Origin of the sequence: Mycolicibacterium thermoresistibile (assembly GCF_900187065.1) — a bacterium.
Lineage (GTDB): Bacteria > Actinomycetota > Actinomycetes > Mycobacteriales > Mycobacteriaceae > Mycobacterium > Mycobacterium thermoresistibile.
This window is the reverse complement of sequence record NZ_LT906483.1, coordinates 2892351-2917713: the sequence shown is the minus strand read 5'-3', so window position 1 is coordinate 2917713 and position 25363 is coordinate 2892351. Positions and strand designations below refer to the sequence as shown.

Annotated in this window: 29 protein-coding genes; 6 read left to right on the top strand and 23 right to left on the bottom strand. The window is 69.3% G+C overall.

What is annotated here, in order from left to right; all coding sequences use genetic code 11:
• Positions 1 to 15: 15 nt before the first annotated feature.
• Positions 16 to 453: a DUF5313 domain-containing protein gene (locus tag CKW28_RS13755; RefSeq protein ID WP_003926826.1), complete on the bottom strand. Its 438-nt coding sequence runs from the start codon at positions 451 to 453 to the stop codon at positions 16 to 18.
• A gap of 60 nt (positions 454 to 513) precedes the next feature.
• Positions 514 to 939 (bottom strand): limonene-1,2-epoxide hydrolase family protein, encoded by a 426-nt coding sequence (locus tag CKW28_RS13750; RefSeq protein WP_040547797.1) that lies wholly within the window; start codon positions 937 to 939, stop codon positions 514 to 516.
• Between the two features lie 74 nt (positions 940 to 1013).
• Here CKW28_RS13750 and CKW28_RS13745 point away from each other — a divergent pair, with 74 nt between their 5' ends.
• Positions 1014 to 2186, top strand: a complete 1173-nt coding sequence (locus tag CKW28_RS13745) for a glycosyltransferase (RefSeq protein ID WP_003926824.1) — start codon at positions 1014 to 1016, stop codon at positions 2184 to 2186.
• Positions 2187 to 2196: 10 nt separating this feature from the next.
• Positions 2197 to 2391, top strand: a complete 195-nt coding sequence (locus CKW28_RS13740) for a DUF3046 domain-containing protein (protein ID WP_003926823.1) — start codon at positions 2197 to 2199, stop codon at positions 2389 to 2391.
• 81 nt (positions 2392 to 2472) lie between these two features.
• Here CKW28_RS13740 and hypD read toward each other — a convergent pair whose 3' ends face one another.
• The 16 genes from hypD to CKW28_RS13660 form a co-directional block, all read right to left on the bottom strand.
• Entirely contained in the window at positions 2473 to 3597 is a 1125-nt protein-coding gene (gene hypD, locus CKW28_RS13735) for a hydrogenase formation protein HypD (protein ID WP_003926822.1), read from the bottom strand.
• 11 nt (positions 3598 to 3608) lie between these two features.
• On the bottom strand, positions 3609 to 3881 hold the full coding sequence (locus tag CKW28_RS13730) for a HypC/HybG/HupF family hydrogenase formation chaperone (RefSeq protein WP_003926821.1): 273 nt from the start codon (positions 3879 to 3881) through the stop codon (positions 3609 to 3611).
• 18 nt (positions 3882 to 3899) lie between these two features.
• Positions 3900 to 4985 (bottom strand): hydrogenase expression/formation protein HypE, encoded by a 1086-nt coding sequence (gene hypE / locus CKW28_RS13725; protein ID WP_003926820.1) that lies wholly within the window; start codon positions 4983 to 4985, stop codon positions 3900 to 3902.
• Positions 4982 to 5683 carry a D-sedoheptulose-7-phosphate isomerase gene (locus tag CKW28_RS13720; RefSeq protein ID WP_003926819.1) on the bottom strand — a complete coding sequence of 234 codons (702 nt, stop codon included), beginning with the start codon at positions 5681 to 5683 and terminating at the stop codon, positions 4982 to 4984. The genes hypE and CKW28_RS13720 overlap by 4 nt, the downstream gene beginning before the upstream one ends.
• Entirely contained in the window at positions 5680 to 6426 is a 747-nt protein-coding gene (locus CKW28_RS13715) for a HypC/HybG/HupF family hydrogenase formation chaperone (RefSeq protein ID WP_003926818.1), read from the bottom strand. The genes CKW28_RS13720 and CKW28_RS13715 overlap by 4 nt, the downstream gene beginning before the upstream one ends.
• 117 nt (positions 6427 to 6543) lie before the next feature.
• The gene (locus tag CKW28_RS13710; protein WP_003926817.1) at positions 6544 to 6894 is read right to left on the bottom strand and encodes a hypothetical protein; all 351 of its coding nucleotides are present in this window, start codon (positions 6892 to 6894) and stop codon (positions 6544 to 6546) included.
• Positions 6895 to 6940: 46 nt separating this feature from the next.
• A complete protein-coding gene (locus tag CKW28_RS13705) occupies positions 6941 to 7201 on the bottom strand; it encodes a HypC/HybG/HupF family hydrogenase formation chaperone (RefSeq protein ID WP_040547320.1) in 261 nt (86 codons plus the stop codon).
• A gap of 3 nt (positions 7202 to 7204) precedes the next feature.
• Complete coding sequence (locus tag CKW28_RS13700) at positions 7205 to 7726, bottom strand: hydrogenase maturation protease (protein WP_003926815.1); 522 nt, start codon at positions 7724 to 7726, stop codon at positions 7205 to 7207.
• Positions 7723 to 7842, bottom strand: a complete 120-nt coding sequence (locus CKW28_RS24515) for a DUF6893 family small protein (protein ID WP_085975143.1) — start codon at positions 7840 to 7842, stop codon at positions 7723 to 7725. The genes CKW28_RS13700 and CKW28_RS24515 overlap by 4 nt, the downstream gene beginning before the upstream one ends.
• Positions 7833 to 9203 (bottom strand): hypothetical protein, encoded by a 1371-nt coding sequence (locus CKW28_RS13690; RefSeq protein WP_003926813.1) that lies wholly within the window; start codon positions 9201 to 9203, stop codon positions 7833 to 7835. The genes CKW28_RS24515 and CKW28_RS13690 overlap by 10 nt, the downstream gene beginning before the upstream one ends.
• Positions 9200 to 9856: a DUF6084 family protein gene (locus CKW28_RS13685; RefSeq protein WP_003926812.1), complete on the bottom strand. Its 657-nt coding sequence runs from the start codon at positions 9854 to 9856 to the stop codon at positions 9200 to 9202. The genes CKW28_RS13690 and CKW28_RS13685 overlap by 4 nt, the downstream gene beginning before the upstream one ends.
• The gene (locus CKW28_RS13680) at positions 9853 to 10503 is read right to left on the bottom strand and encodes a DUF5947 family protein (RefSeq protein WP_003926811.1); all 651 of its coding nucleotides are present in this window, start codon (positions 10501 to 10503) and stop codon (positions 9853 to 9855) included. Before CKW28_RS13680 ends, CKW28_RS13685 begins: the two co-directional genes overlap by 4 nt.
• Complete coding sequence (locus CKW28_RS13675; protein ID WP_003926810.1) at positions 10500 to 11393, bottom strand: NifU-related iron-sulfur-binding protein; 894 nt, start codon at positions 11391 to 11393, stop codon at positions 10500 to 10502. The genes CKW28_RS13680 and CKW28_RS13675 overlap by 4 nt, the downstream gene beginning before the upstream one ends.
• 3 nt (positions 11394 to 11396) lie before the next feature.
• On the bottom strand, positions 11397 to 13196 hold the full coding sequence (locus CKW28_RS13670; protein WP_003926809.1) for a nickel-dependent hydrogenase large subunit: 1800 nt from the start codon (positions 13194 to 13196) through the stop codon (positions 11397 to 11399).
• Positions 13197 to 13283: 87 nt separating this feature from the next.
• A complete protein-coding gene (locus CKW28_RS13665) occupies positions 13284 to 14339 on the bottom strand; it encodes an NADH-quinone oxidoreductase subunit B family protein (RefSeq protein WP_003926808.1) in 1056 nt (351 codons plus the stop codon).
• A gap of 239 nt (positions 14340 to 14578) precedes the next feature.
• Positions 14579 to 15469 carry an alpha/beta hydrolase gene (locus CKW28_RS13660; protein ID WP_003926807.1) on the bottom strand — a complete coding sequence of 297 codons (891 nt, stop codon included), beginning with the start codon at positions 15467 to 15469 and terminating at the stop codon, positions 14579 to 14581.
• Positions 15470 to 15747: 278 nt separating this feature from the next.
• On the opposite strand from CKW28_RS13660, the gene recA reads away from it, so the two are divergent.
• Together recA and recX are read left to right on the top strand one after the other, a co-directional pair.
• Positions 15748 to 17883, top strand: a complete 2136-nt coding sequence (recA, locus tag CKW28_RS13655) for an intein-containing recombinase RecA (RefSeq protein ID WP_003926806.1) — start codon at positions 15748 to 15750, stop codon at positions 17881 to 17883.
• Positions 17849 to 18406 (top strand): recombination regulator RecX, encoded by a 558-nt coding sequence (recX, locus tag CKW28_RS13650; RefSeq protein ID WP_003926805.1) that lies wholly within the window; start codon positions 17849 to 17851, stop codon positions 18404 to 18406. Before recA ends, recX begins: the two co-directional genes overlap by 35 nt.
• 39 nt (positions 18407 to 18445) lie before the next feature.
• On the opposite strand, the gene CKW28_RS13645 is transcribed toward recX, so the two are convergent.
• From CKW28_RS13645 to CKW28_RS13630, 4 genes are read right to left on the bottom strand one after another with little or no spacing between them, the layout of a single operon-like run.
• Complete coding sequence (locus CKW28_RS13645; protein ID WP_003926804.1) at positions 18446 to 19327, bottom strand: amino acid ABC transporter permease; 882 nt, start codon at positions 19325 to 19327, stop codon at positions 18446 to 18448.
• A complete protein-coding gene (locus CKW28_RS13640) occupies positions 19324 to 20004 on the bottom strand; it encodes an amino acid ABC transporter permease (protein ID WP_003926803.1) in 681 nt (226 codons plus the stop codon). Before CKW28_RS13640 ends, CKW28_RS13645 begins: the two co-directional genes overlap by 4 nt.
• Before the next feature lie 13 nt (positions 20005 to 20017).
• Positions 20018 to 20851 carry a glutamate ABC transporter substrate-binding protein gene (locus tag CKW28_RS13635; RefSeq protein ID WP_003926802.1) on the bottom strand — a complete coding sequence of 278 codons (834 nt, stop codon included), beginning with the start codon at positions 20849 to 20851 and terminating at the stop codon, positions 20018 to 20020.
• Between the two features lie 25 nt (positions 20852 to 20876).
• A complete protein-coding gene (locus tag CKW28_RS13630; RefSeq protein WP_003926801.1) occupies positions 20877 to 21605 on the bottom strand; it encodes an amino acid ABC transporter ATP-binding protein in 729 nt (242 codons plus the stop codon).
• Positions 21606 to 21744: 139 nt separating this feature from the next.
• Here CKW28_RS13630 and miaB point away from each other — a divergent pair, with 139 nt between their 5' ends.
• Together miaB and CKW28_RS13620 are read left to right on the top strand one after the other, a co-directional pair.
• A complete protein-coding gene (gene miaB, locus CKW28_RS13625) occupies positions 21745 to 23283 on the top strand; it encodes a tRNA (N6-isopentenyl adenosine(37)-C2)-methylthiotransferase MiaB (protein WP_040547316.1) in 1539 nt (512 codons plus the stop codon).
• Complete coding sequence (locus CKW28_RS13620; protein ID WP_003926799.1) at positions 23271 to 23957, top strand: Rv2732c family membrane protein; 687 nt, start codon at positions 23271 to 23273, stop codon at positions 23955 to 23957. Before miaB ends, CKW28_RS13620 begins: the two co-directional genes overlap by 13 nt.
• Here CKW28_RS13620 and CKW28_RS13615 read toward each other — a convergent pair.
• Positions 23954 to 25285 (bottom strand): DUF349 domain-containing protein, encoded by a 1332-nt coding sequence (locus tag CKW28_RS13615; protein ID WP_050812009.1) that lies wholly within the window; start codon positions 25283 to 25285, stop codon positions 23954 to 23956. The two genes, CKW28_RS13620 and CKW28_RS13615, sit on opposite strands and share 4 nt — an antisense overlap.
• Positions 25286 to 25363: the final 78 nt, after the last annotated feature.

The following is a 25363-nucleotide window of genomic DNA, read 5'->3' as shown; positions in this document are numbered from 1 at the left end:
CCCGAGCGCGGGTGGTCAGACCGCGCTGCTGTTGGACTGCGCGTCGGCCGGGCGGGGCCCGTACTTGGCGATGTAGGCCCGGTCGATGTGGGCCGTCTTCTGCCGGCGGATCTCGTCGACCAGGTTCGGGTCCAGGTTGTGCATCCGCAGCATGTGCCGACGCCACACCTTGTTCAGCGCATGAGAGAACAGCACCGCCCAGACCAGGATCGGCATCGTCATGCTGAACTTCACGTACAGCGTCGTGTCGATGAGCCAGAACGGCGCCAGCACCAGGAAGGCCGGGATGAACATCCTGGTCATCATCCGGCGCACCGCGCCCTTACCGGCCAGATCCTGGCGCACCCAGTCGCGCATCGAATCCGGAAGTCGACGCCCGTAGCAGTACGTGATGTACTCCCAGGCGTTGGGACGGGTGCGTCCGGCGGTGGCGCGCTCGGGGCCGTTACTCACGTTTGTCCTCACCGCAACCTGCTTGTCTGGTCGAACGTCGAACGCCTTCCATAATGCCAGTTACAGTGACGGCCGCAGCGCCGGTACTACCAGTGCGAGCAGGCCACGCACTGTGGCCTTGGCCATATCGAACATGTCGAAGTAGTCACGCCACAGTGTGATCTTGCCGTCGCGCACCTCGAATACCCCGCACACCCAGAACTGCAGCCGCAGCGGGCCGAACTCCAGGGCGTCGGTGCGTTCGGTGAGGACGTTGACATCGTCGGCGGCGATGCGGTGGATCTTGACCTCGAACCGCATCCACTCCGGCATGGACCGGAAGAGTTTCATGGTGCGGCCGCGGCCGCGGATCACCGAGACGCCGACATTGTGGTAGACGATGTCGTCGGCCAGCGCGGCGTCCGCCGTGTCGTAGTCGCGCTGCTGCAGGGATTCGAGGAAAACCTCGACGACCCGGGTGTTCTCGACAGCGGTCAGTTCGTCGATTCGGTCGGTCATGGGGTAAGCGTAGTCGCGCACCGACCGGTGGGAAGGGCGGCGACCTGTGGGAAGGTGGGAGAATGCGCGTCGCGGTGGTCGCCGGCCCCGATCCCGGGCATGCCTTCCCGGCGATCGCACTGTCGTTGAGATTCCGGGCCGCCGGCGCCGAGCCGGTGTTGCTCACCGGTGTGCAGTGGCTGGACACCGCCCGGGCAGCCGGCGTCGAAGCGGTCGAACTCGACGGGCTGGACCCCGCCGACGGCGATGACGACAGCGACGCCGGCGCCAAGATCCATCAGCGCGCCGCCCGGATGGCGGTGCTCAACGCCCCGCGGATCCGGGATCTGGCCCCGGATCTGGTGGTCTCCGATGTGATCACGGCCTGCGGCGGACTGGCCGCCGAACTGCTGGGTGTGCCGTGGGTCGAGCTCAACCCGCATCCGCTGTATCTGCCGTCCAAGGGGCTGCCGCCGGTGGGCAGCGGGCTCGCCCCCGGGGTGGGGTTGCGGGGCCGGCTGCGCGACGCGGCGCTGCGGGCGCTGACCGCCCGTGCGCTGCGGGCCGGGCAGCGGCAACGGTCGGAGGCGCGGACGCGGATCGGGTTGCCGGCGGCCGACCCGGGGCCGCTGCGCCGGTTGATCGCCACCCTGCCCGCGCTGGAGGTGCCCCGCCCGGACTGGCCGTCCGAGGCGGTGGTGGTCGGCCCGCTGCACTTCGAACCGACCTCGGCGACGCTGTCGGTGCCGCCGGGGTCCGGGCCGGTCGTGGTGGTGGCCCCGTCGACGGCGACCACCGGCGCCGGTGGACTGGCCGAACTGGCCCTGGACCGGCTGCGCCCCGGCGACACGCTGCCGGCGGGTGCGCGGGTGGTGGTGTCCCGGCTGGCCGGCCCGGACACCGAGGTGCCGCCGTGGGCGGTGGTCGGGCTGGGCCGTCAGGACGAACTGCTCACCCGGGCCGACCTGGTCATCTGCGGCGGCGGGCACGGGATGGTGTCCAAGACGCTGCTGGCCGGTGTGCCGATGGTGGTGGTGCCCGGCGGTGGTGATCAGTGGGAGATCGCCAATCGGGTTGTGCGGCAGGGCAGTGGACGGCTGGTGCGGCCCCTCACCGGCGACGCGCTGGTCGCCGCGGTCGGCACGGTGCTGTCCGATCCCGGCTATCGGGCGGCGGCGCGCCGGGCCGGAGCCAGCGTGGCCGACGTCGAGGATCCGGTACGGGTGTGCCAGGAAGCGTTGATCGGGTCCGCGTAACTTTGACATTGTGCGCCTGACCCAATTCCACGAACTCGTCACCGAACAGTTCGGCGAAGTCCGCGGAGCGTCGCTGCTCGTCGACCATGTGCTCACCGCACTCGGTGGCCGCACCGCCGCACAGGCGATCGAGGACGGGGTGGACCCCCGCGAGGTGTGGCGGGCCCTGTGCGCGGATTTCGACGTGCCGAAGGATCAGTGGTGACAGCCCTGCCGAGCAGCCGCGAACTCGCATGATCGCGGGGGATCCGCGCGATTGTGGGGCCCCTCGGCGGGATGGGTCCGGTCAGCCCTGGCCGAGCAGCTGGGCGGTCTCCCGGTGCAGCCGGCCGAAGTTGTAGTACGCCGCGCACGCTCCCTCGGCGGACACCATGCAGGTGCCGATCGGGGTCTCCGGTGTGCAGGCGGTGCCGAACACCTTGCACTCCCACGGTTTGATGACACCTTTGAGCACCTCGCCGCACTGGCAGGCCTTCGGGTCGGCCACCCGCACCCCGGGCATGTCGAAGACCAGTTCGGCGTCGTGGTCGGCGAAGTCACGGTGGATCTTCAGCGCGCTCTGCGAGATGAAGCCCAGCCCGCGCCACTCGAAGTGCGGGCGCAGTTCGAACGTGGTCGCCAGCAGCTTCAACGCCTGGGTGTTGCCCTCCGGCCGCACCACCCGGCGGTACTGGTTCTCCACCTCACAGCGGCCGTCGCGGATCTGCCGCAGCAGCATGTGCACCGACGCCAGGATGTCCAACGGCTCGAACCCGGCCACCACCAACGGTTTCCCGTACACCGCGGGCACGAACCGGTACGGCCGCAGCCCCACCACCGTGGACACATGACCCGGACCGAGGAACCCGGACAGGCGCAGGTCGGGGGATTCCAGGATGGCCTTGATCGGCGGGACGATCGTGACGTGGTTGCAGAACACGCTGAAGTTGCGCACCCCCAGCTCGCGGGCCCGCACCAGGGTGACCGCGGTGGACGGGGCGGTCGTCTCGAACCCGACCGCGAAGAACACCACCCGGCGGTCCGGGTTGTCGAGGGCGACCTTGAGTGCGTCCAGCGGTGAGTACACGAACCGCACATCCGCGCCGCGCGCCTTGGCGTCGAGCAGTGACCCGTTCGAACCGGGCACCCGCATCATGTCCCCGAACGTGGTGAAGATGATGCCGGGCTGCTCGGCGAGCCACATCGCGTCGTCGATGCGGCCCATCGGGATCACGCACACCGGACACCCGGGGCCGTGCACCAGTTGCACCGATTCGGGCAGCAGATGCTCGATGCCGTGCCGGTAGATGGTGTGGGTGTGGCCGCCGCAGATCTCCATGAACTTGAACTCGTCCGCACCGGCCAGCTCGGTGATCGATCTGACCAGAGCACGCGCCGCGGCAGGGTCCCGGAACTCGTCGACGAACCTCATCGGATGTCCTCTCACGCGATTTCGGACGAAGTGAAGGCTTCGATCTCGTTGACGTAGTCCGCGCCCATCTTCTGCACCTGGCTCAGGGTGAGCGCCGCCTCGTGTTCGTCGATCCGGGCCATCGCGAAGCCGACATGCACCAGCACCCAGTCACCGATCCGCAGGTTGTCGTCGGCCAGCAGCCGGACGCTGATCCGTCGGCGCACCCCGTTGACGTCGACGGTGGCCAGATGTTGTTCGGGATCGACGATGTCGACCACCCGACCGGGTATCCCCAGACACATCGGCGTACCTCCTCCAGCTCAACAGATCCGGGGCAGCGGATCGCCGACCAGCATGTCGACGATCCGGCTACCGCCGAAAGACGTTCGCAGCGCGACGATCCCGGTCGGTTCACCCACCACCTCGCCGACCACGGCGGCGTGCCGGCCCGACGGGTGGTCGTGCAGCGCCGCCACCCCGGCCGCGGCCTCGTCGGCGGGCACCACCGCGATGAAGGCGCCTTCATTGGCGACGTAGAGCGGATCGATGCCGAGCAGATCGCAGGCGCCGAGCACCTGCGGTTGCACCGGCACCCGGTCCTCGGCGAGCACCACCGCGAACGGCGCCCCCGACACCAGTTCGTTGCACACCGTGGCGACCCCGCCCCGGGTGGCGTCCCGCATCCACCGGGTGGACGGTGCGGCCGCCAGCAGCGCCTCGACCAGTTCGTGCACCGGTGCCGTGTCGGAGACGATGTCGGCGTCGATGGCCAGATCGCCGCGGGCCAGCATCACCGCCATCCCGTGGGCGCCGATCGAACCGGACAGCACCACCTTGTCACCCACCCGGATCCGTTCGCGGGCGAGGTGTCTGCCCTCGGGAATGACGCCCACCCCGGTGGTGGTGATGTAGACGCCGTCGGCGGCGCCCCGGCCGACGACCTTGGTGTCGCCGGTGACGATCAGCACACCGGCGCGGGCCGCGGCGGCGGCCATGTCCGCCACGATGGCCCGCAGGTCGGCGATCGGGAATCCCTCCTCGATGACGAATCCCGCTGCCAGCCACTGCGGTATCGCGCCCGACACCGCCAGATCATTGACCGTGCCGTGCACCGCCAGCTCCCCGATGGAACCGCCGGGAAACCGCAGCGGCTGCACCACATACGAATCGGTGCTGAAAGCCAGCCGCTGCCCGGATGCGGTGGCCAACACGGCGGCATCGTCGAGCTGTTCGAGCTCGGCGTTGCGGAACGCGTCGAGGAACACCGCATCGGTCAGCGCCGCCGAGGATTTCCCGCCGGCGCCGTGGGCGAGGGTGACCACCTCGTCGAGCAGCCGCGGGCGGCGTCGCCGGAACCTGTCGATCCGGTTGCGCACCTGTTCCTCGCGGGCCGCGTCGGTGCTCATCGGACGTCCACGGTGCTCGGGCGCCGGGCCAGCTGATCCTGGGCGACCGACCACAGCCGGTAGCCGAGCATCGCGTGGCTCTCCTGGATGCGGTGAATGCTCTGCGAGTGCACGGTGAAGCAGTGGTCCAGGTCGTCGGCCACCGCCATCCGGCCCCCGTCGTGGCCGGAGAACCCGATGGTCAGCAACCCCCGTCGATGCGCCTCGGTGATCGCGGTCATCAGATCGTCGGAGTTGCCCGACGTCGACAGTGCGATCGCGATGTCCCGGTCGCGGGCGTGGGCGATGATCTGGCGTTTGAAGATCAACTCGAATCCGACGTCGTTGCCCAGCGCGGTCACCACCGCCTCGTCGGCGGCCAACGACCACGCCGGGACCGCGCGTCCCCGCGCCGGCCTGCTGAACAGGGCCGCCAATGTCGCCGCGTCGGTGGAACTTCCACCGTTGCCGAAGGTGTACAGCCGGCCGCCGCGGCGGAACCGCTCGGCCATCGCCGCGCCCGCCGATGCCAACCGGTCGGCATACAGGTCGAGCGATTCCTGCTGCAGCCGAGCGCTTTCGGCGGATTTCGACCGAGCAGACGCGGCGAGGTCGTCGAGCAGGGCGGCCGCGTCGTGCTCTTCGGAGTCGATGAACGGGTAGAGGAAGTTGGTGCCGTCGGCGCCGGTGTCTTCCGGGTGGTCGGGTGAGGGGGTCATCGGGCGCCTCCCGGTCGCTCCAGGCGGGTGATCGCCGCGCCGGCGTGCACCAGCACCAGGTCTTCGACGGCGACGTCGGCGCCGAGCAGGCTGACGTCGACCCACCGCTCGCCACCGGCGGTGCGGACCAACGCCGGCGCGGCCGGCGCCGCCGGTGCGCACACCACCTCGCCGAGCGTGCCTTCGTCACCGCAGGTGACACAGACCTCACCGGTCTCGGTGCCGAGGTCGGGCCGCAGCAGGCCGGGGTGTTCGAAGCAGACGTGGGTCAGTTCCCACAGCAGGTGGTACAGCAGCACGAACCGGCCGGTGGCGGGCACCATCGGGTCATCGGAGTCGATCCACAGCACGTGGTCGGCCGCGCCGGCCGGTGGTCGTGGACCCGAGCCGATCCACACGCTGCGCACCCCCCATGCGGGGCAGCGCCGCATGACGTCGCGCACCGCCGGGTCGTCGGCGGAGGCCACCGCCAGCAGGAGGTCGCCCGGTTGGGCGGCGACCCGGGCCTGCGCCACCGGATCGGGGTCCACCAGGGCCACCGACGGCAGCGCCCGCTTTCCCATGATCACCGGATGGACGAACTCGACCGCGACGTGGTGGGCGTGCGGCTCCCACTGCGGCGAGACCACCCACAGCGTCGCGCCGTCGTGGAATCGGCGGGCCATGTCGAGCGCCGCCGCGGCCAGATCCGCCGACAGATCGGCGTTCACCACCGATCCGTTCGGGTTCGCGAGGGCGGTCACCGGAACTCCTTGTTCCCGGGCCGCCGGACGGATGCCCGGCGGGCCCGTTCGATGGTTCTCAGTCTGCTCCGAAACGTCCGGAGATGACAGGTTTTCGGCATCTGATTCGAATGGCGGCTAGGGACCGGAATCCGGTGTCGGTTTGACCGCGCCCCCGGTCTTCGCGCCCCCGCCCTCGGTGTGTTCCCCGGCTGGTTTCGCGGTGGTCTGACGGCCCTCGTAGGGCGGAACCGCCGGTTCGGCGTCGGTCGGTTTCGCGCCGGTCTTCGCGGGGCCTGTGTTCTCGGTCCCGGTGTTCTCGGTCCCGCCCGGTGCACCGTGGGTGGGCACGGACTCGTCACCCCGGTAGGTACCCGATGGCCGGTCGGCGGGCCCGCCCGAGGGCTCGTCCGCTCCGGTGTCGCGGGAGCCCGGTGCGCCGCGTTGCTCCTGTGGTTCCTCGGACCGTTGGTCGTCGGGTGTGTTCATCGGTGTTCCCCTTCCGGGTGTTCTTCCGGCCGCCGGTGCCGACCCGTCACGGGTCGGCACCGGCGGCGGGATTCGAGTTGTTGCCCAACAGCCTCAGGCCGGCCAGCGCCGCCGCGGCGCCCTGTTCGTCGGTGCGCTCCAGGGCGAATCCCATGTGGATGATCACCCAGTCGCCGGGCCCGACGGCCTGGTCGGCGAGCATGCCGACGTTGACCTTGCGGTGCTCACCGGCCACGTCGACGAGGGCGAGCTGACCGCCGTAACCCTCCAGCATCCGCACCACCCGTCCGGGGATCCCGAGGCACACCGGTCAGCCCGTCCCGGGTAGCGCGGTGCGGTCGAGCAGTCGGCTGACCACCTCCCGGACCGCGCGCACCGCATCCGGCACCGCCGCGGCGACCGGGGCGGACAGACCGATCGCCTCGTCGACTGAGGCCACCTCGCAGCCGACCACCACGGTGTGGGGCGCCACGCCGCCGAGGGCGGTGAGGCCGGCGAACACCGCGGTCGGGTCCATGGCGTGTGCGTCCAGACCGGCGGCGCCGGTGTGGCCCTCGGTGTCGGCCTCGAAGACGTGCAGCCGGCCCGGGTGGCCCTGCACGGGCAGGGCGTCGACGAGCACCAGTGCGTCCCACTCGTCGAGCAGGTCGTATGCCAGGTGCATTCCGCCGATGCCATAGTCGGTGGCGCGGACCCGCGCGCTTCTCCGGTGCGGTGCCAGGTTCCGCGGCAGCCGGCGCAGCACTTCGGAACCGAACCCGTCGTCACCGAGGAAGATGTTGCCGATGCCGGCCACCAGGATGGCCGGCCTGTTGTCGGTCAAGCCGGTCACATCCGTCGGATCTTCAGGTAGCGGCGGGCGTCCGGAATGGATCGGATGCCCAGCAGCACGGCGAACAACAGCACGGCCGCCAAGAAGATCACGGCGATCCAGCCCACTACTTCCATGTCGGACTCCTTTCCTCGCGGGTGTCCTCGCGGGTGTCGGTGAGCGGTTCGACCTCATCGGGCGCGAAGTACAGGTACCGCCCGTACCAGTCGTGCAGTTCGGCCGCCGGGTCGTCGTCGAGCACCACACCGATGTGCGTGGCGCCGTCGACGTCCTGGTGCACCGAGGTGACCTGCGCGGTGCGGCCGGCGAAGAACAGATCCTGGGCGTCGGCGCGCCGCGACGGGCGCAGGCGCACCCGGCTGCCGCGCCGCACCGCGACACCGTCGACCAGCACCGCATCCAACCCCGGATCGACCGCGGTGTCGGCGGACGGATCCCACCAGTCTATGCCGTCGGGTACCTCGGGGATCAGGGTCGGCGGCGGTGCACCGGCGTGCGGGTCGCGCAGCACCCCGTGCAGTCGCAGCAGGTCTTCCGGCGACATGGAGTCGCAGCGGTCGATGAGCTGTGCCGCCAACGGGTCGGTGGCGCGGGCCACCGCCTTCTCCTCGTCGGTCAGCGTCATCACGCGCAGGGTGAGGATCTCGTCGATCTCGGTGGAGTCGTACAGCGAGGTGCGGCTCTGTTCGGCGATCTCCGGGTGGTCGTAGAGGATGATCGGCGACACCAGCAGCAGGTCCCGGGTTCCGGGCGGTCCGGCCAGCACCGGGAAGCAGCGGTGCTGACGGCACGACGCCGCGGCGGCCGCGGCGTGCGCGGGCGGATCGAGCAGGGAGACGAACTCACCGTCGCCGGTCCGGGCGATGACGTGGGCGCCGATCAACGACCGCGCGATGGCGTCGTCCCGGTCGGTGGTCGGTGTGCCGGTGTTGCGTACCGTCACCTCGACCACACGCAGCTCCCTGCCCGGTGCGGTGCCGGGTTCGGCGGTGACCGTCAGCTCGCCATGCAGGGCCCGGCGGCTGCGGACCAGCCGGCCGCCGGTCACGGATTCGACATCGGCGCCGTCGGGCACCGAGATCCGGTGCCGCAGCGGCGCCGCGGTGAGCGGCAGCGGCCCGAACCGCAGCTCGTGTTCCACCGCTTCGTCCCAGCTGAGCCAGGACCGATCGCCGGCGGTGAGCGCCCGGACCGGGGTGTAGCCGGTTGCGGTGGCCCGCTCGGCCGACCGGTGCTGCAGCTGCAGGAACCGCACCGTCAGCGTCAGCGTCGTCGCCGGGCCGCTGTACACCAGGAATTGCGTTGCCAGCGAATCATTCTCGCCGATCCCGGCGGCCTGTGCCCCGGGCGGTCCCAGCACCCCGAACTGCCAGCGGGTCTGGTTCTTCCGCGAGTCGGCCCGATACGGGTAGAGCAGATACCCCTCGTAGAGCACCGCATCGGCCACCGCCCGCACCCGGTCTTCGTCGGAGCTCATCGGACGTCCTCCGCGGCGGCCGACAACAGCGCGGAGATCGCGTCGTCGGCGGACAACAGCCCCCGCGCCGAGCGGAATCTCGCGAGCGCGTCCAGGGTGTCGTGCTGCACCCGCAGCCATCCGGTGCCCGGATAGTGCAGCCGCATCAGGTCGTGCCACACCGGCACCGGGAGGTCGTAGCGGTCCTCCCGGTCCCACGGCACCTGACGCACGGTGAAACCGTGTGCGCCGCGGTAGAACACCGTGCCGCTGAACAGGAATTGCAGCGGCACCGCCCCGTCCCGCAGCGCATGCAGATACTTCGAGGCGGCGACGTCGAAATCGTAGGTGCAGACCAGCGGCAGGTCGATCCGGGTCGCCGCGGTGAACCCCGGCACCATGGTCGCGGTGTGCTGCCACAAGAACGTGTGCTGGGTGGCGGCCCAGCGTTCGCGTGAGCCGAACAGGTCGGTCAACCCCTCGGCTTCGGCGTCCGAGTAGCCGCGGCGCACCGGATCGATCCGCACCTGCGCGCGCAGCGCGATGGCGTGCACCGGAAGCTCACCCGTCGTGGCGATCCCGACCTGCGCGCTGAGAGTGGGTGTGATCGCATACGGTTCGGGGTGCACGGTCAGCACCGCGAACGTCACGTCGGGGATCCGGTCGTCGATCATGGCGGCACCGGTGTGGATCGTTCGGCGAGGGTCGTGAAGAACTCCTCGATGTGGCGGTGGGCGTCCGATCCGCCGTCGAAACCCCGCCACAGCATCCGCAACCGGCCGACGAACTCGTAGCAGGCGTCGATCGGCACCAGATGGCACCGCGGTTCACCCGGCTCGTGGTCGGGGACGCGGATCAGCAGGGCCTCGGTGTCGACGGCGAGCAGGTCCACCCGCGGGTCGGCGTTGCGGACGTCGTTCCAGGCGGTTAGGTCCAGTTCGGATTCGGTGGCACCGGCCGGACCCGGATAGAACGCCACGGTGCGGCCCAGCTGCGAGTTCCGGAAGAAGAACGCCAACCCGACCGGGATCTGCAGCGCCTCCCACCGGCGCCGGTCCAGGGCGAACCCCAAAAAGGCCAGATAGCGGTCCGGCACCGCGCGGTAGCGCAGACCGGCCGTCACGTCGGTGAACAGCAGATAGCAGCCCCGGCACACGCACATCAGTTGCCGGCCCGCCACATCCACCACGTGCTGATGCGCATCGGGGATGGGTTCCGCGCACATCTCGCAGCGCTCGCCGACCGGCTGCGGCGCACTGCGCGCCGCGCGGATGCGGGCCAACACGTTGGTGGCCGTGGGGGTTTCGCCGACGTTCGTCACGCCACCCCCTCGGTCAGGGCCAGCGAGAGGACCCCGTCGCGGGTCAGCGCCGGGATCGGTTCCAGATGCAGATCGCCGTCGAGTTGGGCGCCGGCCCGGACCACGTCGTACCCGGTGCCGCACCGTGGGCACCGCAGCACCACCCCGGTCAACGTCGCCCCGGCCATCGAGTGGGTGCAGCGCGGACAGCGGTCCCGGTAGACCAGGATGTCCCCGCCGCCGACCCGGCACGCCAGGACCGCCGTGCCCGCCACCCGGAAGCCGCCCACCTCACCGGGGGTCAGTTCGGTGAGGTCCGGGACCGGCTGCCAGCTCGGCCGCCGGTGAATCCGGTTCAGCAGTGACTCCGCCGGGATCACCTGAGGTTGCGAAGCGGTCTCGACGGTGACGACCTCCACGGTCTCGATCTCCGGCGCCGCCGTCCGGATCGCATCCCGCACGGCCAATTCGAGGGTGACCGCCGAGGACGGGCATTCCCGGCAGCTGCCGTCGAACCGCAGGAGCACCGAGTGGCCGGTCACCTCCACCAGGTGGACGTCCCCGCCGTGTGACCCCAGGTACGGCCGCACGTTGTCCAGCGCCTCGGCGACCCGGCTTCGCACATCGTGCGGGTGCAGACCGTGCACCAGCAGCAGGCTGGCCACCAGTTCGTCGGCGGCGAACACCTCGGTGAGCGCGGGATCCGCGGCCGTCGCCAGGGCCAGCATCCGCTCCAGCGCGGCGCCGTACAGGTCGGTGACCTCCCGGACCAGCTGTTCGGCGCGTTCCCGTACCACCGGCCCGCCCAGCGCCGTGGCGTCCAGCAGCCCCTGGATCCGCTCGCCCGCGGTGTGCCAGTGCGCCGCGCCGGGGACGGAGCGGTGATCGGCGATCTGCTCGGGCGGGCCCATGCCCTACTCCCCGGTGATCGTCTGGGTGGGGGAGTGCAGCAGTTCCAGTTTCCTGCCCTTGCCGAGGTACATGTGCACCCCGCAGGGCAGACACGGGTCGAAACTGCGCACGGTGCGCATGATGTCGATGCCCTTGAAGTGTTCCCGGTCGTTCTCCTCGAAGATCGGCTGGCCCTGCACCGCATCCTCATACGGACCCGGTGTGCCGTAGACGTCGCGCGGGTTGGCGTTCCACGGTGTCGGCGGGTACGGGTGGTAGTTGGCGATCTTGCCGTCCCTGATCACCATGTGGTGGCTGAGCACGCCGCGCACCGCCTCGGTGAACCCGCACCCGATGCCCTCATCGGGCACCTCGAAGGGCTCCCAGGTCTTGGTGCGCCCGGCGCGGATCTCGGTCAGCGCCTTCTCGGCGAAGTGCAGTGCGCACGCCGCGGAATAGGCCTGGAAGTAGGTCCGCGCCCGGTTGCGTTCGATGGTGTTGCTGCCGTGTCTCGGGATCTTCCACTCCAGTTCGACCGGGCCCTTCAGCGCGGTCTTCGGCAGGTTGATCTGCACGCTGTGCCCGGTCGACCTGACATAGCCGATGTCGACGAGGTTGGCCAGCGCCGTCGACCACAGCCGCGCCAACGGCCCGCCGCCGGTGTCCAGCGCCAGGTGGTCGGTGCCGTCGAACCAGCGCGGCGACATCACCCAGCTGTAGTTCTCGTCGAAATCCCGTTTCTGCGGACGCGGGTTGGTGTGCTGGTTCCACGGATGACGCCGATCCACCGGGTTGCCCAGGGGATCGGTCTCGACGAACATCTCCTGATCTTCCCAGTCGTCGTAGTAACTGTGGCCCAACAGGATTCGAATGCCGAGGTTGATGTCGACCAGTGAGGTGGTGATCAGTTTGCCGTCCACCACGATGCCCGGGGTCACGAACATCTTGCGGCCCCAGTCCTCCATGTCGGCGTAGCGGAAGTTGCACACCTCCGGATCCTGGAACGAGCCCCAACAGCCCAGTAGCGTGCGCCGCAGCCCGACCTGGTCGTAGCCGGGCAGCGCCTCGTAGAAGAAGTCGAACAGGTCGTCGTGCATCGGGACGACCTTCTTCATGAACTCCACGTAGCGCATCAACCGGCTCATGTAGTCGGTCATCAACTGCACGGTGGCCGACACCCCGATGCCGCCCGGGTACAGCGTGGACGGGTGTACGTGCCGACCTTCCATGAGGCAGAACATTTCCCGGGTCATCCGGCTTACCTGCAACGCCTCCCGGTAGAACTCGCCGGTGAACGGGTTGAGCGCGCGCATGATGTCGGCGACGGTGCGGTAGCCGTGCATGTCGGCGTGCGGTGCGGCGGTGTTCTCGGCCTTCGCCAGCACGCCGGGGTTGGTCTCCGACACCATCTTCTCGCAGTAGTCGACCCCGACCAGGTTCTCCTGGAAGATGTTGTGGTCGAACATGTATTCAGCGGCCTCACCGAGGTTGACCAACCATTCGGCGAGGTGGGGCGGTTGCACACCGTATGCCATGTTCTGCGTGTAGCAGGAACAGGTGGCGTGGTTGTCACCGCAGATCCCGCAGATGCGACTGGTGATGAAGTGCGCGTCCCGCGGGTCCTTGCCCTTCATGAACAGCGAGTAGCCGCGGAAGATCGACGAGGTGCTGAAGCACTCGACGACTTCGCGGTTGTCGAAATCGATCTTGGTGTAGATGCCGAGGCTGCCGACGATGCGGGTGATCGGATCCCAGGCCATCTCGACCAGTTGGCCGGGTTCCCGTTTGGCGTGGGCCGATTCGGAACGGGTCCCGCGGATCATGTCAGTCATGATTTCTCTCTTCTCAGCGAACGCCGGCCGGATCGCCGTTCTCGCGGGGCGCCGGCGGCGGCGGTTGGTGCGGATCCGCTACCAGGTACGGGTCGCGCCGGACTCCAGGGTGGTGCCGGGTTGACGCCACCTGGGTTCCTTGTCGACGGTGCGGCCGGTGATGTGCCGCAGGCTGCGGATGACCGAGCCGTACAGGGTCGACGCCGCCGTCGAGACCTTGCCGCCCGGAGGTTCGTCCATGAACGGCATGAACTTGTCCGGGAAGCCCGGCATGGTGCACCCGATGCAGATGCCGCCGACGTTCGGGCAACCGCCGATGCCGTTGATCCACCCGCGCTTCGGCACATTGCACTTGACTACTGGTCCCCAACAGCCAAGTTTCACAATGCATTTCGGAGATCCGTACTCGGTGGCGAAGTCACCCTGCTCGTAGTAGCCCGCCCGGTCGCACCCCTCGTGCACCGACTGGCCGAACAACCACTGCGGGCGTAACGCGTCATCGAGCGGGATCATCGGCGCCTGGTCGGTCGTCATGTAGAGCAGATACGTCAACGTCTCGGCCAGGTTGTCCGGATGGATCGGGCAGCCCGGTACGCAGACGATCGGGATACCGGCCTTGCTCTTCCAGTCCCAGCCGAGATAGTCGGGAACCCCCATCGCCCCGGTCGGATTGCCGGCCATCGCGTGGATGCCCCCGTAGGTGGCGCAGGTGCCGACCGCCACCACCGCGGTCGCCTTCGGGGTGAGCCGGTCCAGCCACTCGCTGGTGGTCATCGGCTGACCGGTCGCCGGGTTGTTGCCGAACCCGCACCAGTACCCCTCGTTCTTGATCTGCTCGTTGGGGATCGACCCCTCGACGACCAGCACGAACGGTTCCAGTTCGCCGCGGTCGGCTTTGAAGAACCATTCCAGGAAGTCGTCGGCGCCCCCGTTCGGTCCGCACTCGAAGTCGATCAGGGGCCAGTGGACGGCGATCTTGGGCAGGCCGGGCAGCGCGCCCAGGGCGATCTCTTCGATGCTGGGTTGGGTGGCGGCAGTCAACGCCACCGAATCGCCGTCACAACTCAATCCGGCGTTGATCCACAACACGTGGATCAAGGCCTCTTCCGCTTTGACTGCAGCCTCAGTGGGCATGTGTCACAGCTTTCCGGGGTCCGGGCTGAGAACCCCTGCGGCACAGGAGTCGACCTTCGGCCCACTTGCATGCCGGTAGATCCGGGTCTACTCCCGGCGGAGTGCCTTGTCAACGGGTCGTGGACGGATGCTCCGATTTCGGTGGAAGCCGCGACCCGGCGTACCCGGACGCGTACCATTGCCACCCGTTGCGACCCACCCTCGTTTGCGGCAACCGGTGCCGTATCGACCGGGGGCGATCAGCCGGTTCCCAGCACCTGCCGCAGGAAGTCCAACTGGTCGGATTTCACCTGAGGGTCGTGGTAGATGTCGAAATGGCCGTAGGGGTAGCGCCTGAGTTGCCCACGCGGCGCCCGGCGGGCGGCCTCGATCGCCGGTTCGGGCGGCGTGACGGCGTCGTCGTCGCACACGCACACCAGCAGCGGCGCGTTGATGCGCCCGGCGACCCGCACCGGCCGGTAGAACGGGAACCGTAACATCAGCCGGGCGGCGAATTCGTTACGCCACAATGAATCCGGTTCGACAATGGCCCGAAATCCCGGTTCGGCGTCCGGTGTCGTCATCGCGGCGACGGCGCCCGGAGCGCCGACCGCGGACGCCGTCCGGGGCGGGCGGCCCCGCCAGGAGCCGATCTGATCGCGCAGGCCGGCGACGGCGAGTCGGGCGATGGTGGCCGGCGGCACCTTCCTCAGGGTGGGGACGGCGTCGGTGAACGGCGCCTGGCTGATGACCGCGGCGATCCGGGGGTCGTCGGCGGCGACCACCAGGACGTGGCCGCCGGAGAAGGACGACCCCCACAGCACGATGCGGTCGGGATCCACGCCGGGCTGCGTCCGGGCCCAGGCCACCACGGCGCGGTAGTCGTCGTGCTGGCGGGTGATGTCCAGCAGCTGGCGCGGTTCGCCGGTGGACGCCCCGAAGTGGCGGTAGTCGAACAGCACCACCGCGTAGCCGGCGGCGTGGAACGCCTCGGCATACGCCGGCAGACCGTCGTCGCGGGTCGCGGTGAACCCGTGCGCCATGACGATGCAGGGCGTCGTCGGGCCCGCTCCGGCCGGCGGGTAGAAATACGCGGCGAGCTGCTCGCCGTGGGCCGGGATGCGGAGGTCCCGGCGGTCGGTTGTGGCCATCGTTTCTCCTTGTGCCTCTCCTCGTGTGCGTCTGCTCGTGTGCGTCTGCTCGTGTGCCTCTGCTGCGCGCTGGGGTCCTCGCGGTGTGCCGTCCTCGCGGTCGTGCCGGATCCTGCCGGGTACCCGCCCCGGCGTGTCAACTTGAGTCGAACAGATGTTCGTCTAGAGTTGGCGGTGTTCGACGGCGATGGTCGGGCCGACTTGTCGGTGGGTGCCCCTATCGTCACCGCCAGCAGATCGAAACCGATCGAACGAACACCACCAGGACGGAGACCATCATGGCGCAGGCCCCTGATCGCGAGAAAGCCCTTGAACTGGCGCTCGCGCAGATCGAGAAGAATCACGGCAAAGGGTCGGTGATGCGGCTCGGCGACGAAGCTCGCCAGCCGATCTCAGTCATCCCCACCGGCTCCATCGCCCTGGACGTGGCGCTGGGCATCGGCGGTCTGCCCCGGGGGCGGGTGGTCGAGATCTACGGCCCGGAGTCCTCGGGTAAGACGACGGTCGCGTTGCACGCGGTGGCCAATGCGCAGGCCGCCGGCGGGATCGCGGCGTTCATCGACGCCGAGCACGCGTTGGACCCCGAATACGCCAAGAAGCTCGGTGTGGACACCGATGCGCTGCTGGTGAGCCAGCCCGACACCGGTGAGCAGGCGCTGGAGATCGCCGACATGCTCATCCGCTCCGGTGCGCTGGACATCCTGGTCGTCGACTCGGTGGCCGCACTGGTTCCGCGCGCCGAGATCGAGGGCGAGATGGGCGACAGCCACGTGGGTCTGCAGGCCCGGCTGATGAGCCAGGCGCTGCGCAAGATCACCGGTGCGCTGAGCAACTCCGGGACCACCGCGATCTTCATCAACCAGCTCCGCGAGAAGATCGGGGTGATGTTCGGGTGTTTCGACTACAGCACCCGGGTTCAGCTCGCTGACGGCACCACCGAGAAGATCGGCAAGATCGTCGACAACAAGATGGACGTCGAGGTGCTGTCCTACGATCCGGACACCGACCGGATCGTGCCCCGCAAGGTGGTGAACTGGTTCAACAACGGACCGGCTGAGCAGTTCCTGCAGTTCACTGTCGAGAAGTCAGGCGGAAACGGCAGAGCTCGGTTCGCCGCGACGCCCAACCACCTGATCCGCACGCCGGGTGGCTGGACCGAGGCCGGTGACCTCATCGCCGGTGACCGGGTGCTGGCCGCCGAACCGCATCGGCTCAGCGACCAGCAGTTCCAGATCGTGCTCGGATCGCTCATGGGTGACGGCACCCTGTCACCCGACCCGCGCGGCCGCAATGGCGTCCGATTCCGGATGGGTCACGGCGCCGACCGGGTGGACTATCTGGAATGGAAGACCGCTCTGCTGGGCAATATCAAGCACTCCACCGGTGAGAACGCCGAGGGGGCCCGGTTCGTCGACTTCACCCCGCTGCCCGAGTTGGCTGAATTGCGACGTGCGGTCTACCTCGGGGACGACGGCAGGAAGTTCATCTCCGAGGAGTATCTGAAGGCGCTCACCCCGCTCGCGTTGGCCATCTGGTACATGGACGATGGCTCGTTGACGGTGCGGTCCGAGGGCCTGCAGCAGGGTACTGCCGGCGGCAGCGGACGCATCGAGATCTGTGTCGAGGCGATGACCGAGGGGTCTCGAATCCGACTGCGCGATCATCTGCGCGATACCCACGGCCTGGACGTGCGGTTGCGGCAGGCCGGTGCGGGCGGCAAGGCGGTGCTGGTGTTCTCTACGGCGGCCACTGCGGAGTTCCAGGAATTGGTGGCGCCGTACATGGCGCCGTCGATGGAGTACAAGCTGCTGCCGAGGTTCCGCGGTCAGAGCCGGGTGGTACCTCAGTTCGTCGAGCCCACCCAGCGTCTGGTGCCGGCGCGCATCCTTGATGTGCATGTCGAGCCGCACACCCGGTCGATGAACCGGTACGACATCGAGGTCGAGGGCAACCACAACTACTTCGTTGACGGTGTCATGGTGCACAACTCGCCCGAAACGACAACGGGCGGAAAGGCGTTGAAGTTCTACGCCTCGGTGCGCATCGACGTTCGGCGGATCGAGACGCTCAAGGACGGCACCGAAGCGGTGGGTAACCGCACCCGGGCGAAGATCGTGAAGAACAAGGTGTCGCCGCCGTTCAAGCAGGCCGAGTTCGACATCCTCTACGGCAAGGGCATCAGCAAGGAAGGCTCGCTCATCGACATGGGCGTCGAGCAGGGCTTCATCCGCAAGTCCGGCTCCTGGTACACCTACGAGGGTGAGCAGCTGGGCCAGGGCAAGGAGAACGCCCGCAACTTCCTGATCGAGAACGTCGACGTGGCCAACGAGATCGAGAAGAAGATCAAGGAAAAGCTCGGCATTGGCCCGGTGATCACCGATGACGAAGCCCTGCCCGCCCCGGTCGACTTCTGAGTCGACTCCCGGGTCGACTGCTGAATCGACCGAGGCGCGCCGCGAAGAGCAGGCGCGGGCATACTGCCTGCGCCTGCTCACCGCGCGGGCACGCACCCGCGCCGAGCTGCGCGACAAGCTGGCCCAACGCGGCTACCCGGAAGACCTCAGCGCCCGGGTGCTGGACCGGCTCGAACACGTCGGCCTGATCGACGACGCCGACTTCGCCGAACAGTGGGTCCGGTCCCGGCACACGCACGCCGGAAAGGGCCGACGGGCGCTGGCCGCCGAACTGCGCAAGAGGGGTGTCGACGACGAGGTGATCACCGCCGCGCTGGCCGACATCGATGCCGGCGCCGAACGGAGCCGGGCCGAACAGCTGGTCCGGGACCGGCTGCGGCGGGAGAAGCTGGGCGACGACGATGACCTCAAGGTGACGCGCCGGCTGGTCGGCATGCTGGCGCGCCGCGGCTACAGCCAGTCGATGGCGCTGGACGTCGTCACCGTCGAATTGGCCGGCGAGCGGGAGCGCCGGCGGGTCTGACCCCCGGCCGCCCGCTCGAGCCGGACCGGGCGTGCCGCGTTACCGCACCGGAGCGCCGGGCACCCCGTCCTGTTCGACCGCGTGGGCTCGCGCCGGCGCCGGGCCGCGACGGGATCGGCGCATCCGGCGCTCGATCCACCCGGCGAGCGCCGACAACGCGAAGTTCAGGGCGATCATCAGCACCGCCACCACGATCAGGGTCGGAATGTAGTTCTGAAACGCGGTGCCGACGATGCGGCCCTGCCGGACCACTTCGAGATAGGAGATCTGATACCCCAGGGCGGTGTCCTTGAGCACCACCACCATCTGCGACACCAGCACCGGCAGCATCGAGGTGATGGCCTGGGGCAGCTCGATAGACCACATGGTCTGCCGCCAGCGCATCCCCAGCGCATACGCCGCCTCGGCCTGACCGCGGGGCAGATTGTTCACCCCGGTGCGGATGGCCTCGGCGATCACCGCCCCGTTGTAGAGGGTCAACCCGGTCACCACACCGGCCAGCACCGAGTGCCGGGCCGGCACCACATTGAACAGCGAATAGAACTGCCAGGCGAAGATCATCATGATCAGCACCGGGACCGCCCGGAAGAACTCCACGAGCATCGCGCACGGCCACCGGACCACCCGCCACGGGGAGAGCCGTCCGACCCCGAACAGCACGCCCAGGATCATCGCCAACACGATCGAGATGCCCGCCGCCACCAGGGTTCCCCGCAGCCCGGGAAGCAGATAGGTCTTCCACACATTGGCGTTGAGGAACGGCGTCCACTTGTCGGCGGCCAACTGTCCCTGGGCCGCCAACCGGTGCAGGACGACTCCGAACACGGCGGCGACCACCACGACGGTGACGGCCGTGGCGATCCGGTTGCGGCGCCGCGCCCGCGGGCCGGGCGCGTCGAACAGCACCGACGTCGTGCTCATCGCCGCACCGCCAACCGGTTCGACAACCGCCCGGACAGCAACCCCAGCGGCAGGGTCAGGATGAGGAACCCGACCGCGAAGATCGCACCGACGATCAGCACCGCCGAGGTGTTCTCGATCATCTCCTTCATCAGCAGCGCAGCCTCGGCCACCCCGATCGCCGACGCGATCGTGGTGTTCTTGGTCAACGCGATGAGCACCGTGCCCAACGGGATGATCACGGCGCGAAACGCCTGCGGCAGCACGATGATCCGCAGGTTCTGGCCGAAAGTGAAGCCGAGGGCGCGGGCCGCCTCCACCTGACCGACGGGCACGGTGTTCACCCCGGCCCGGATGGTCTCGCACACGAAAGCGGCGGTGTAGACGGTGAAACCGAGCACTGCCAACCGGAAGTTGCTGTCCTGCAGGAATGTCGGAGAACCCCGGTCGGCCAGGGTGATCGACAGCGTCTGACCCAGACCGAACGCGCAGAACAGGATGATCAACGTCAGCGGGGTGTTGCGCACCACGTTGACGTAACCGGCGCCCAGCCAGTTCAGCACCGGTACCGGCGCCAGCCGCATCGCGGCCAGCACCGTGCCGAGCACCAGCGCCCCGATCGCGGACAGCACCGTCAGCTGGATCGTCGTCCAGAAGGCCTGGAATATCTGTCCGCTGTACTCGCTGAAAACCTGCACCTGGTCGGTGGGCTCAATTCCGGTCGACGGTGGGCGGTGTCGGGGTGTCGATGCCGGCGTCACCCAGGTTCACCTCGAACGCCCGCTGCCACTCCCCGTCCTGCTGCATCTTCTCGATCGCGGCGTTGATCTTCTCTTTGAGTTCGGTGTCGCCCTTCGCCAGGCCGATGCCGTACCGCTCCTCGGAGAACGGCTGCCCGACCACCCTGAGGTCGTCCGGGCTCTGCGCCGCATAACCCGCCAGGATCACCTCATCGGTGGTGACCGCGTCGACGGCGTTGTTGCGCAACGCCTCCACACACGCCGAATAGGTGTCGTACTCCTGCAACTGCACCCCCGGGTACTCGTCCTTGATGCGTTGCGCCGGGGTGGAACCGGTCACCGAACACAAAAGCTTGTTGTTCTCCAGCGAGGCCGGCCCGGTGATGTCGGTGTCGTCGGCGCGGACCAGCAGGCTCTGCCCGGTGATCAGGTACGGGCCCGCGAAGTCGATCCGCTCCTTGCGGGAGTCGGTGATCGAATAGGTGCCGACGATGAAGTCCACCTGCCCGTTCTGGATCAGCGTCTCACGCTGGTTGGACGGGGCCTCCTTCCATTCGATGTCCTCCGGTGCGTAGCCGAGCTCCTGCGCCACGTACTCGGCCACCGCGACGTCGAAGCCGCTCATCGAGCCGTCCTCGTTCTTCATCGCCAGCCCGGGTTGATCGAACTTGGTGCCGATCACCACGGTGTTCTCGTCGCGGTCGGCGCCGCAGGCGGTGGCCGTGAGCGCCAGCCCGACGGCGAGCGCGACGGCTGCCCCGCGGCGGAGACAGCGTCCCAGCAGCGACGTGGATGTGAACGGCATCGATGGTTTCCTTTCGCCGAAGCGGTCAGTGGTGCAGGATCTTGCCGAGGAAGTCTCGGGCCCGGTCGGTCTGGGGGTCCTCGAAGAACCGGGCGGGTTCGGCGTCCTCGACGATCGCGCCGTCGGACATGAACACCACCCGGTCGGAGGCGCGGCGCGCGAAGCCCATCTCGTGGGTGACGACGAGCATCGTCATCCCGTCGGCGGCCAACGCGCTCATCACCGCCAGCACCTCGTTGATCATCTCCGGGTCCAGCGCGCTGGTCGGCTCGTCGAACAGCATCACCTTCGGGTTCATCGCCAACGAGCGGGCGATCGCCACCCGCTGTTGCTGACCCCCGGACAGCTGGGCGGGGTACTTGTCGGCCTGATCGGCCACGCCGACCCGCTCCAACAAGGCCATCGCCTCGGCGCGGGCCTGCTCCCTGGGGGTCTTGCGCACCTTCATCGGCCCGAGCGCCACATTGTCGACGATGGTCTTGTGGGCGAACAGGTTGAACTGCTGGAAGACCATCCCGACATCGGCGCGGAGCCGGGCCAGCTCGCGTCCCTCGGCCGGTAACGCCACCCCGTCGATGGAGATCGCACCGGAGTCGATGGGCTCCAGCCGGTTGAGGGTGCGGCACAACGTCGACTTACCCGAGCCGGACGGGCCGAGCACGACCACCACCTGACCTCGCGCGACGTCGAGGTTGATGTCCCGGAGCACATGCAGGCTCCCGAAGTACTTGTTGACACCCCGCATCGAGATCATCGGGACCGCCTCGGCGGCCGGATCGGCGACCGCGACATCCGCGCCAGCGCTGTCCATGGGCGCAAACCTTACCGACGTCGGTGGCCCCACGCCCGCCACTCGCCGATCGGGGCGGCCGTACCATGGGCGCGTGACTTCGATGGTGACGCGCTCCCGGACCGGCGCCGGGGGCGCCTCCGGGGCTGCGCGGGAACGCTCATCGGCGCGCACCTATCAGATCCGCACCTACGGGTGTCAGATGAACGTGCACGACTCCGAGCGGCTGGCCGGGCTGCTGGAAGCCGCCGGATACCGGCGCGCGTCCGACGGCGCCGACGCCGACGTGGTCGTGTTCAACACCTGCGCGGTGCGGGAGAACGCCGACAACAAGCTCTACGGCAACCTCAGCCACCTGGCGCCGCGCAAACAGGCCGATCCGGACCTGCAGATCGCCGTCGGCGGCTGCCTGGCCCAGAAGGACCGCGACGCGGTGCTGCGCCGGGCGCCGTGGGTGGACGTGGTGTTCGGCACCCACAACATCGGCTCGCTGCCGGCGCTGCTGGAACGCGCCCGGCACAACAGGACCGCACAGGTCGAGATCGCCGAAGCGCTGCAGGAGTTCCCGTCCAACCTGCCGGCCGCGCGGGAATCGGCCTACGCCGCCTGGGTTTCCATCTCCGTCGGATGCAACAACACCTGCACGTTCTGCATCGTGCCGGCGCTGCGCGGCAAGGAGGTGGACCGGCGGCCGGACGACATCCTCGCCGAGGTGCGCGCCCTGGTGGACCAGGGGGTGCTCGAGGTCACGCTGCTGGGGCAGAACGTCAACGCCTACGGAGTGTCGTTCGCCGATCCGGATCTGCCCCGCCACCGCGGCGCCTTCGCCGACCTGCTGCGCGCCTGCGGGGAGATCGACGGTCTGGAGCGGGTGCGGTTCACCTCACCGCATCCGGCCGAGTTCACCGACGACGTGATCGAGGCGATGGCCGAGACGCCCAACGTGTGCCCGGCGCTGCACATGCCGCTGCAGTCCGGTTCGGACCGCATCCTGCGGGCCATGCGCCGCTCGTACCGGGCCGAACGCTTCCTCGGCATCCTCGACAAGGTGCGGGCCGCGATCCCGCACGCCGCGATCACCACCGATCTGATCGTCGGGTTCCCGGGGGAGACCGAGGAGGACTTCCAGGCCACCCTCGACGTGGTCGAACAGGCCCGGTTCGCCGGTGCGTTCACCTTCCAGTACTCGCGCCGGCCCGGCACCCCGGCGGCGGACCTGCCCGATCAGCTGCCCAAGGCCGTCGTGCAGGAACGCTACGAACGGCTGATCGCGCTGCAGGACCGGATCGCGTTGGAGGAGAACACCGCACAGATCGGCCGCGCGGTCGAACTGCTGGTCGCAACCGGTGAGGGCCGCAAGGACGCCAGCACGGCCCGGATGTCCGGGCGGGCCCGCGACGGCCGGCTGGTGCATTTCACCCCGGGCGGGCTCGACATCCGGCCCGGCGACATCGTGACGACCACGGTCACCGCGGCCGCGCCGCACTATCTGATCGCCGACGCCGAGCCGGCCGGCCATCGCCGCACCCGCGCCGGCGACGCCCACGCCGCCGGGCTGCGGCCCAAAACCGTCGGGCTGGGCCTGCCGCGCATCGGCGGGCCGAAACCCGACGCCGAACCGACCAGGGGGTGTGGCTGTTGAGCGCCGAGGGTTCCGACCGCGATGATTCCCGCGGCCGCCGCGAACACGACGACCTCGACGAGTTCCGCAGCGAGATCGAAGCCGCCGAGCGCCGGCTCGCCGGCGAGTTCGACCCGGGCGCCCGCGCGCTGGTGGTCGCCATCCTGGTGTTCGTGATCCTGGTGACCTTCGTCCTGCCGCACACCGGCGGGGTGCGCGGCTGGGATGTGCTGCTCGGTGGTGAGGCCGCCGGCGCTGCCGGGGTGTCCCTGCCGTCGCGGGTGTTCGGCTGGTGCACGTTGGTGTTCTCGGTCGGGTTCTCGATGATCGCGCTGCTGACCCGCCGCTGGGCGCTGGCCTGGGTGGCGTTGGCCGGGTCCGCGGTGGCGTCGGCATTCGGCATGCTGGCGATCTGGTCCCGTCAGACGGCTGCCGAACAGTATCCGGGCCCCGGGTTCGGACTGGTCATCGCCTGGATCGCGGTGATGGTGCTGACGTTCCACTGGGCGCGGGCGGTGTGGGCGCGCACCGACCTGCAGATGGCCGCCGAGGCGGACCGGCGCCGCCGGGCCGCCGAACGACATCTGCGCAGCCTCGACCCGGACGCGTCAGATCCCGCGGTGGACCGCGAGGCTCACCTGGACAGCCCCGACGTCACCGGCCCGGACGACCGGGGCGACGAGCACGGCCGCTAGCGGCGCTTCTCCAGCGCCTGTGCGGCGGCTTCAGCCCACTGCCGCCACTGCGCGGCGTTGGCCCGCGCCTCCTCGGCGTCCTTGGTGCGGCCCGCCGCCTCCGCCTTGGCGGCCTGCTGCTCGTACTGTTCGGCGCGGATCCGGAACTGGTCGGCGCGGGCCTGCGCCTCCGGATCGGTCCACCCCGACGAGGCGGCGTCGCGCACCCGCTTCTCCACCGCGCGCAACCGCCGTTCCAGCTCGGCGGTGCGGTCCCGCGGCACCTTGCCGATCGCATCCCACTTCTCGACGATCGCGCGCAACGCCGCGCGCGCCGCATCCACATCGCCGGTGTCGATCTTCTCCGCCTGCTCGAGCAGCTTCTCCTTGGCCTCGGCGTTGGCGCGCAGCTCCGCGTCGCGTTCGGCGTGCACCGCGTTGCGGGCCGTGAAGAACTTGTCCTGGGCCGCCTTGAACCGCTGCCACAGCGCGTCGTCGACGTCCTTGGCCGCCCGGCCGGTCGCCTTCCACTCGGCGAGCAGCTCCCGGAAGGCTGCCGACGTCGGACCCCAGTCGGTCGAATCGGCGAGCTCCTCCGCGCGTTCACACAACGCCTCCTTGGCGCGGCGAGCCTGCGCCCGCTCCCGGTCCAGTTCGGCGAAGTGCGATCCGCGGCGCCGGTTGAACATCTCCCGGGCCGCCGAGTAGCGCTTCCACAGGGCGTCGTCGGTCTTGCGGTCGACCCCGGTGATCGTGCGCCACTCGTCGAGGATGGCGCGCAACCGGTCACCGGCCGCCTTCCACTGCATCGAGTTGGCGGCGATGTCCTCGGCCTCCGCCGCCAGCGCCTCCTTGCGCGCGATCTGGGCCCTGCGGAACTCCTCGCGCCGCGCCTTCTCGGCGTTCGCGGCCTCCTCGGCCTGCTCGAGGACCGCCGACAGCCGCACCGCCAGCGCGTCCACATCGCCGAGCACCGCGGCGGTCGGCAGGCTCTCGGCCAGCGCGGCGGCCGCGGCCCGGATCTTGCGGGCGTCACCGGTCCGCGACGCCAGCCGCCGCTCCAGCAGCGCGACCTCGGTGTGCAGATCGTCGTAGCGGCGGCCGAAGTGGGCATACGCCGCCTCGGCGTCACCGGCCTGCCAGGATCCGATGACGCGCTCACCCTCGGAGGTGATCAGCCACACCGTGCCGTCGGCGTCGACCCGGCCGAACTTGTGCGGATCGCTGGCCGGTGGCGCGGCCACCGTGGCCGTCGGGCGGGGCCCCGGAACGGGACCGGGGACCGGTCCGCGTGGTCCCGGCCGGGGGGTCGGCTTCGGAGTCGGCCGGGTGGGCTCGCTGCTGGTCATATCGGTTCCTTCTGCCTTCCGCGCGAGTGTTCGCGCTCCTGCCGCGCAACGCGGCGCCATGCTCTGGGTGACAGGTCT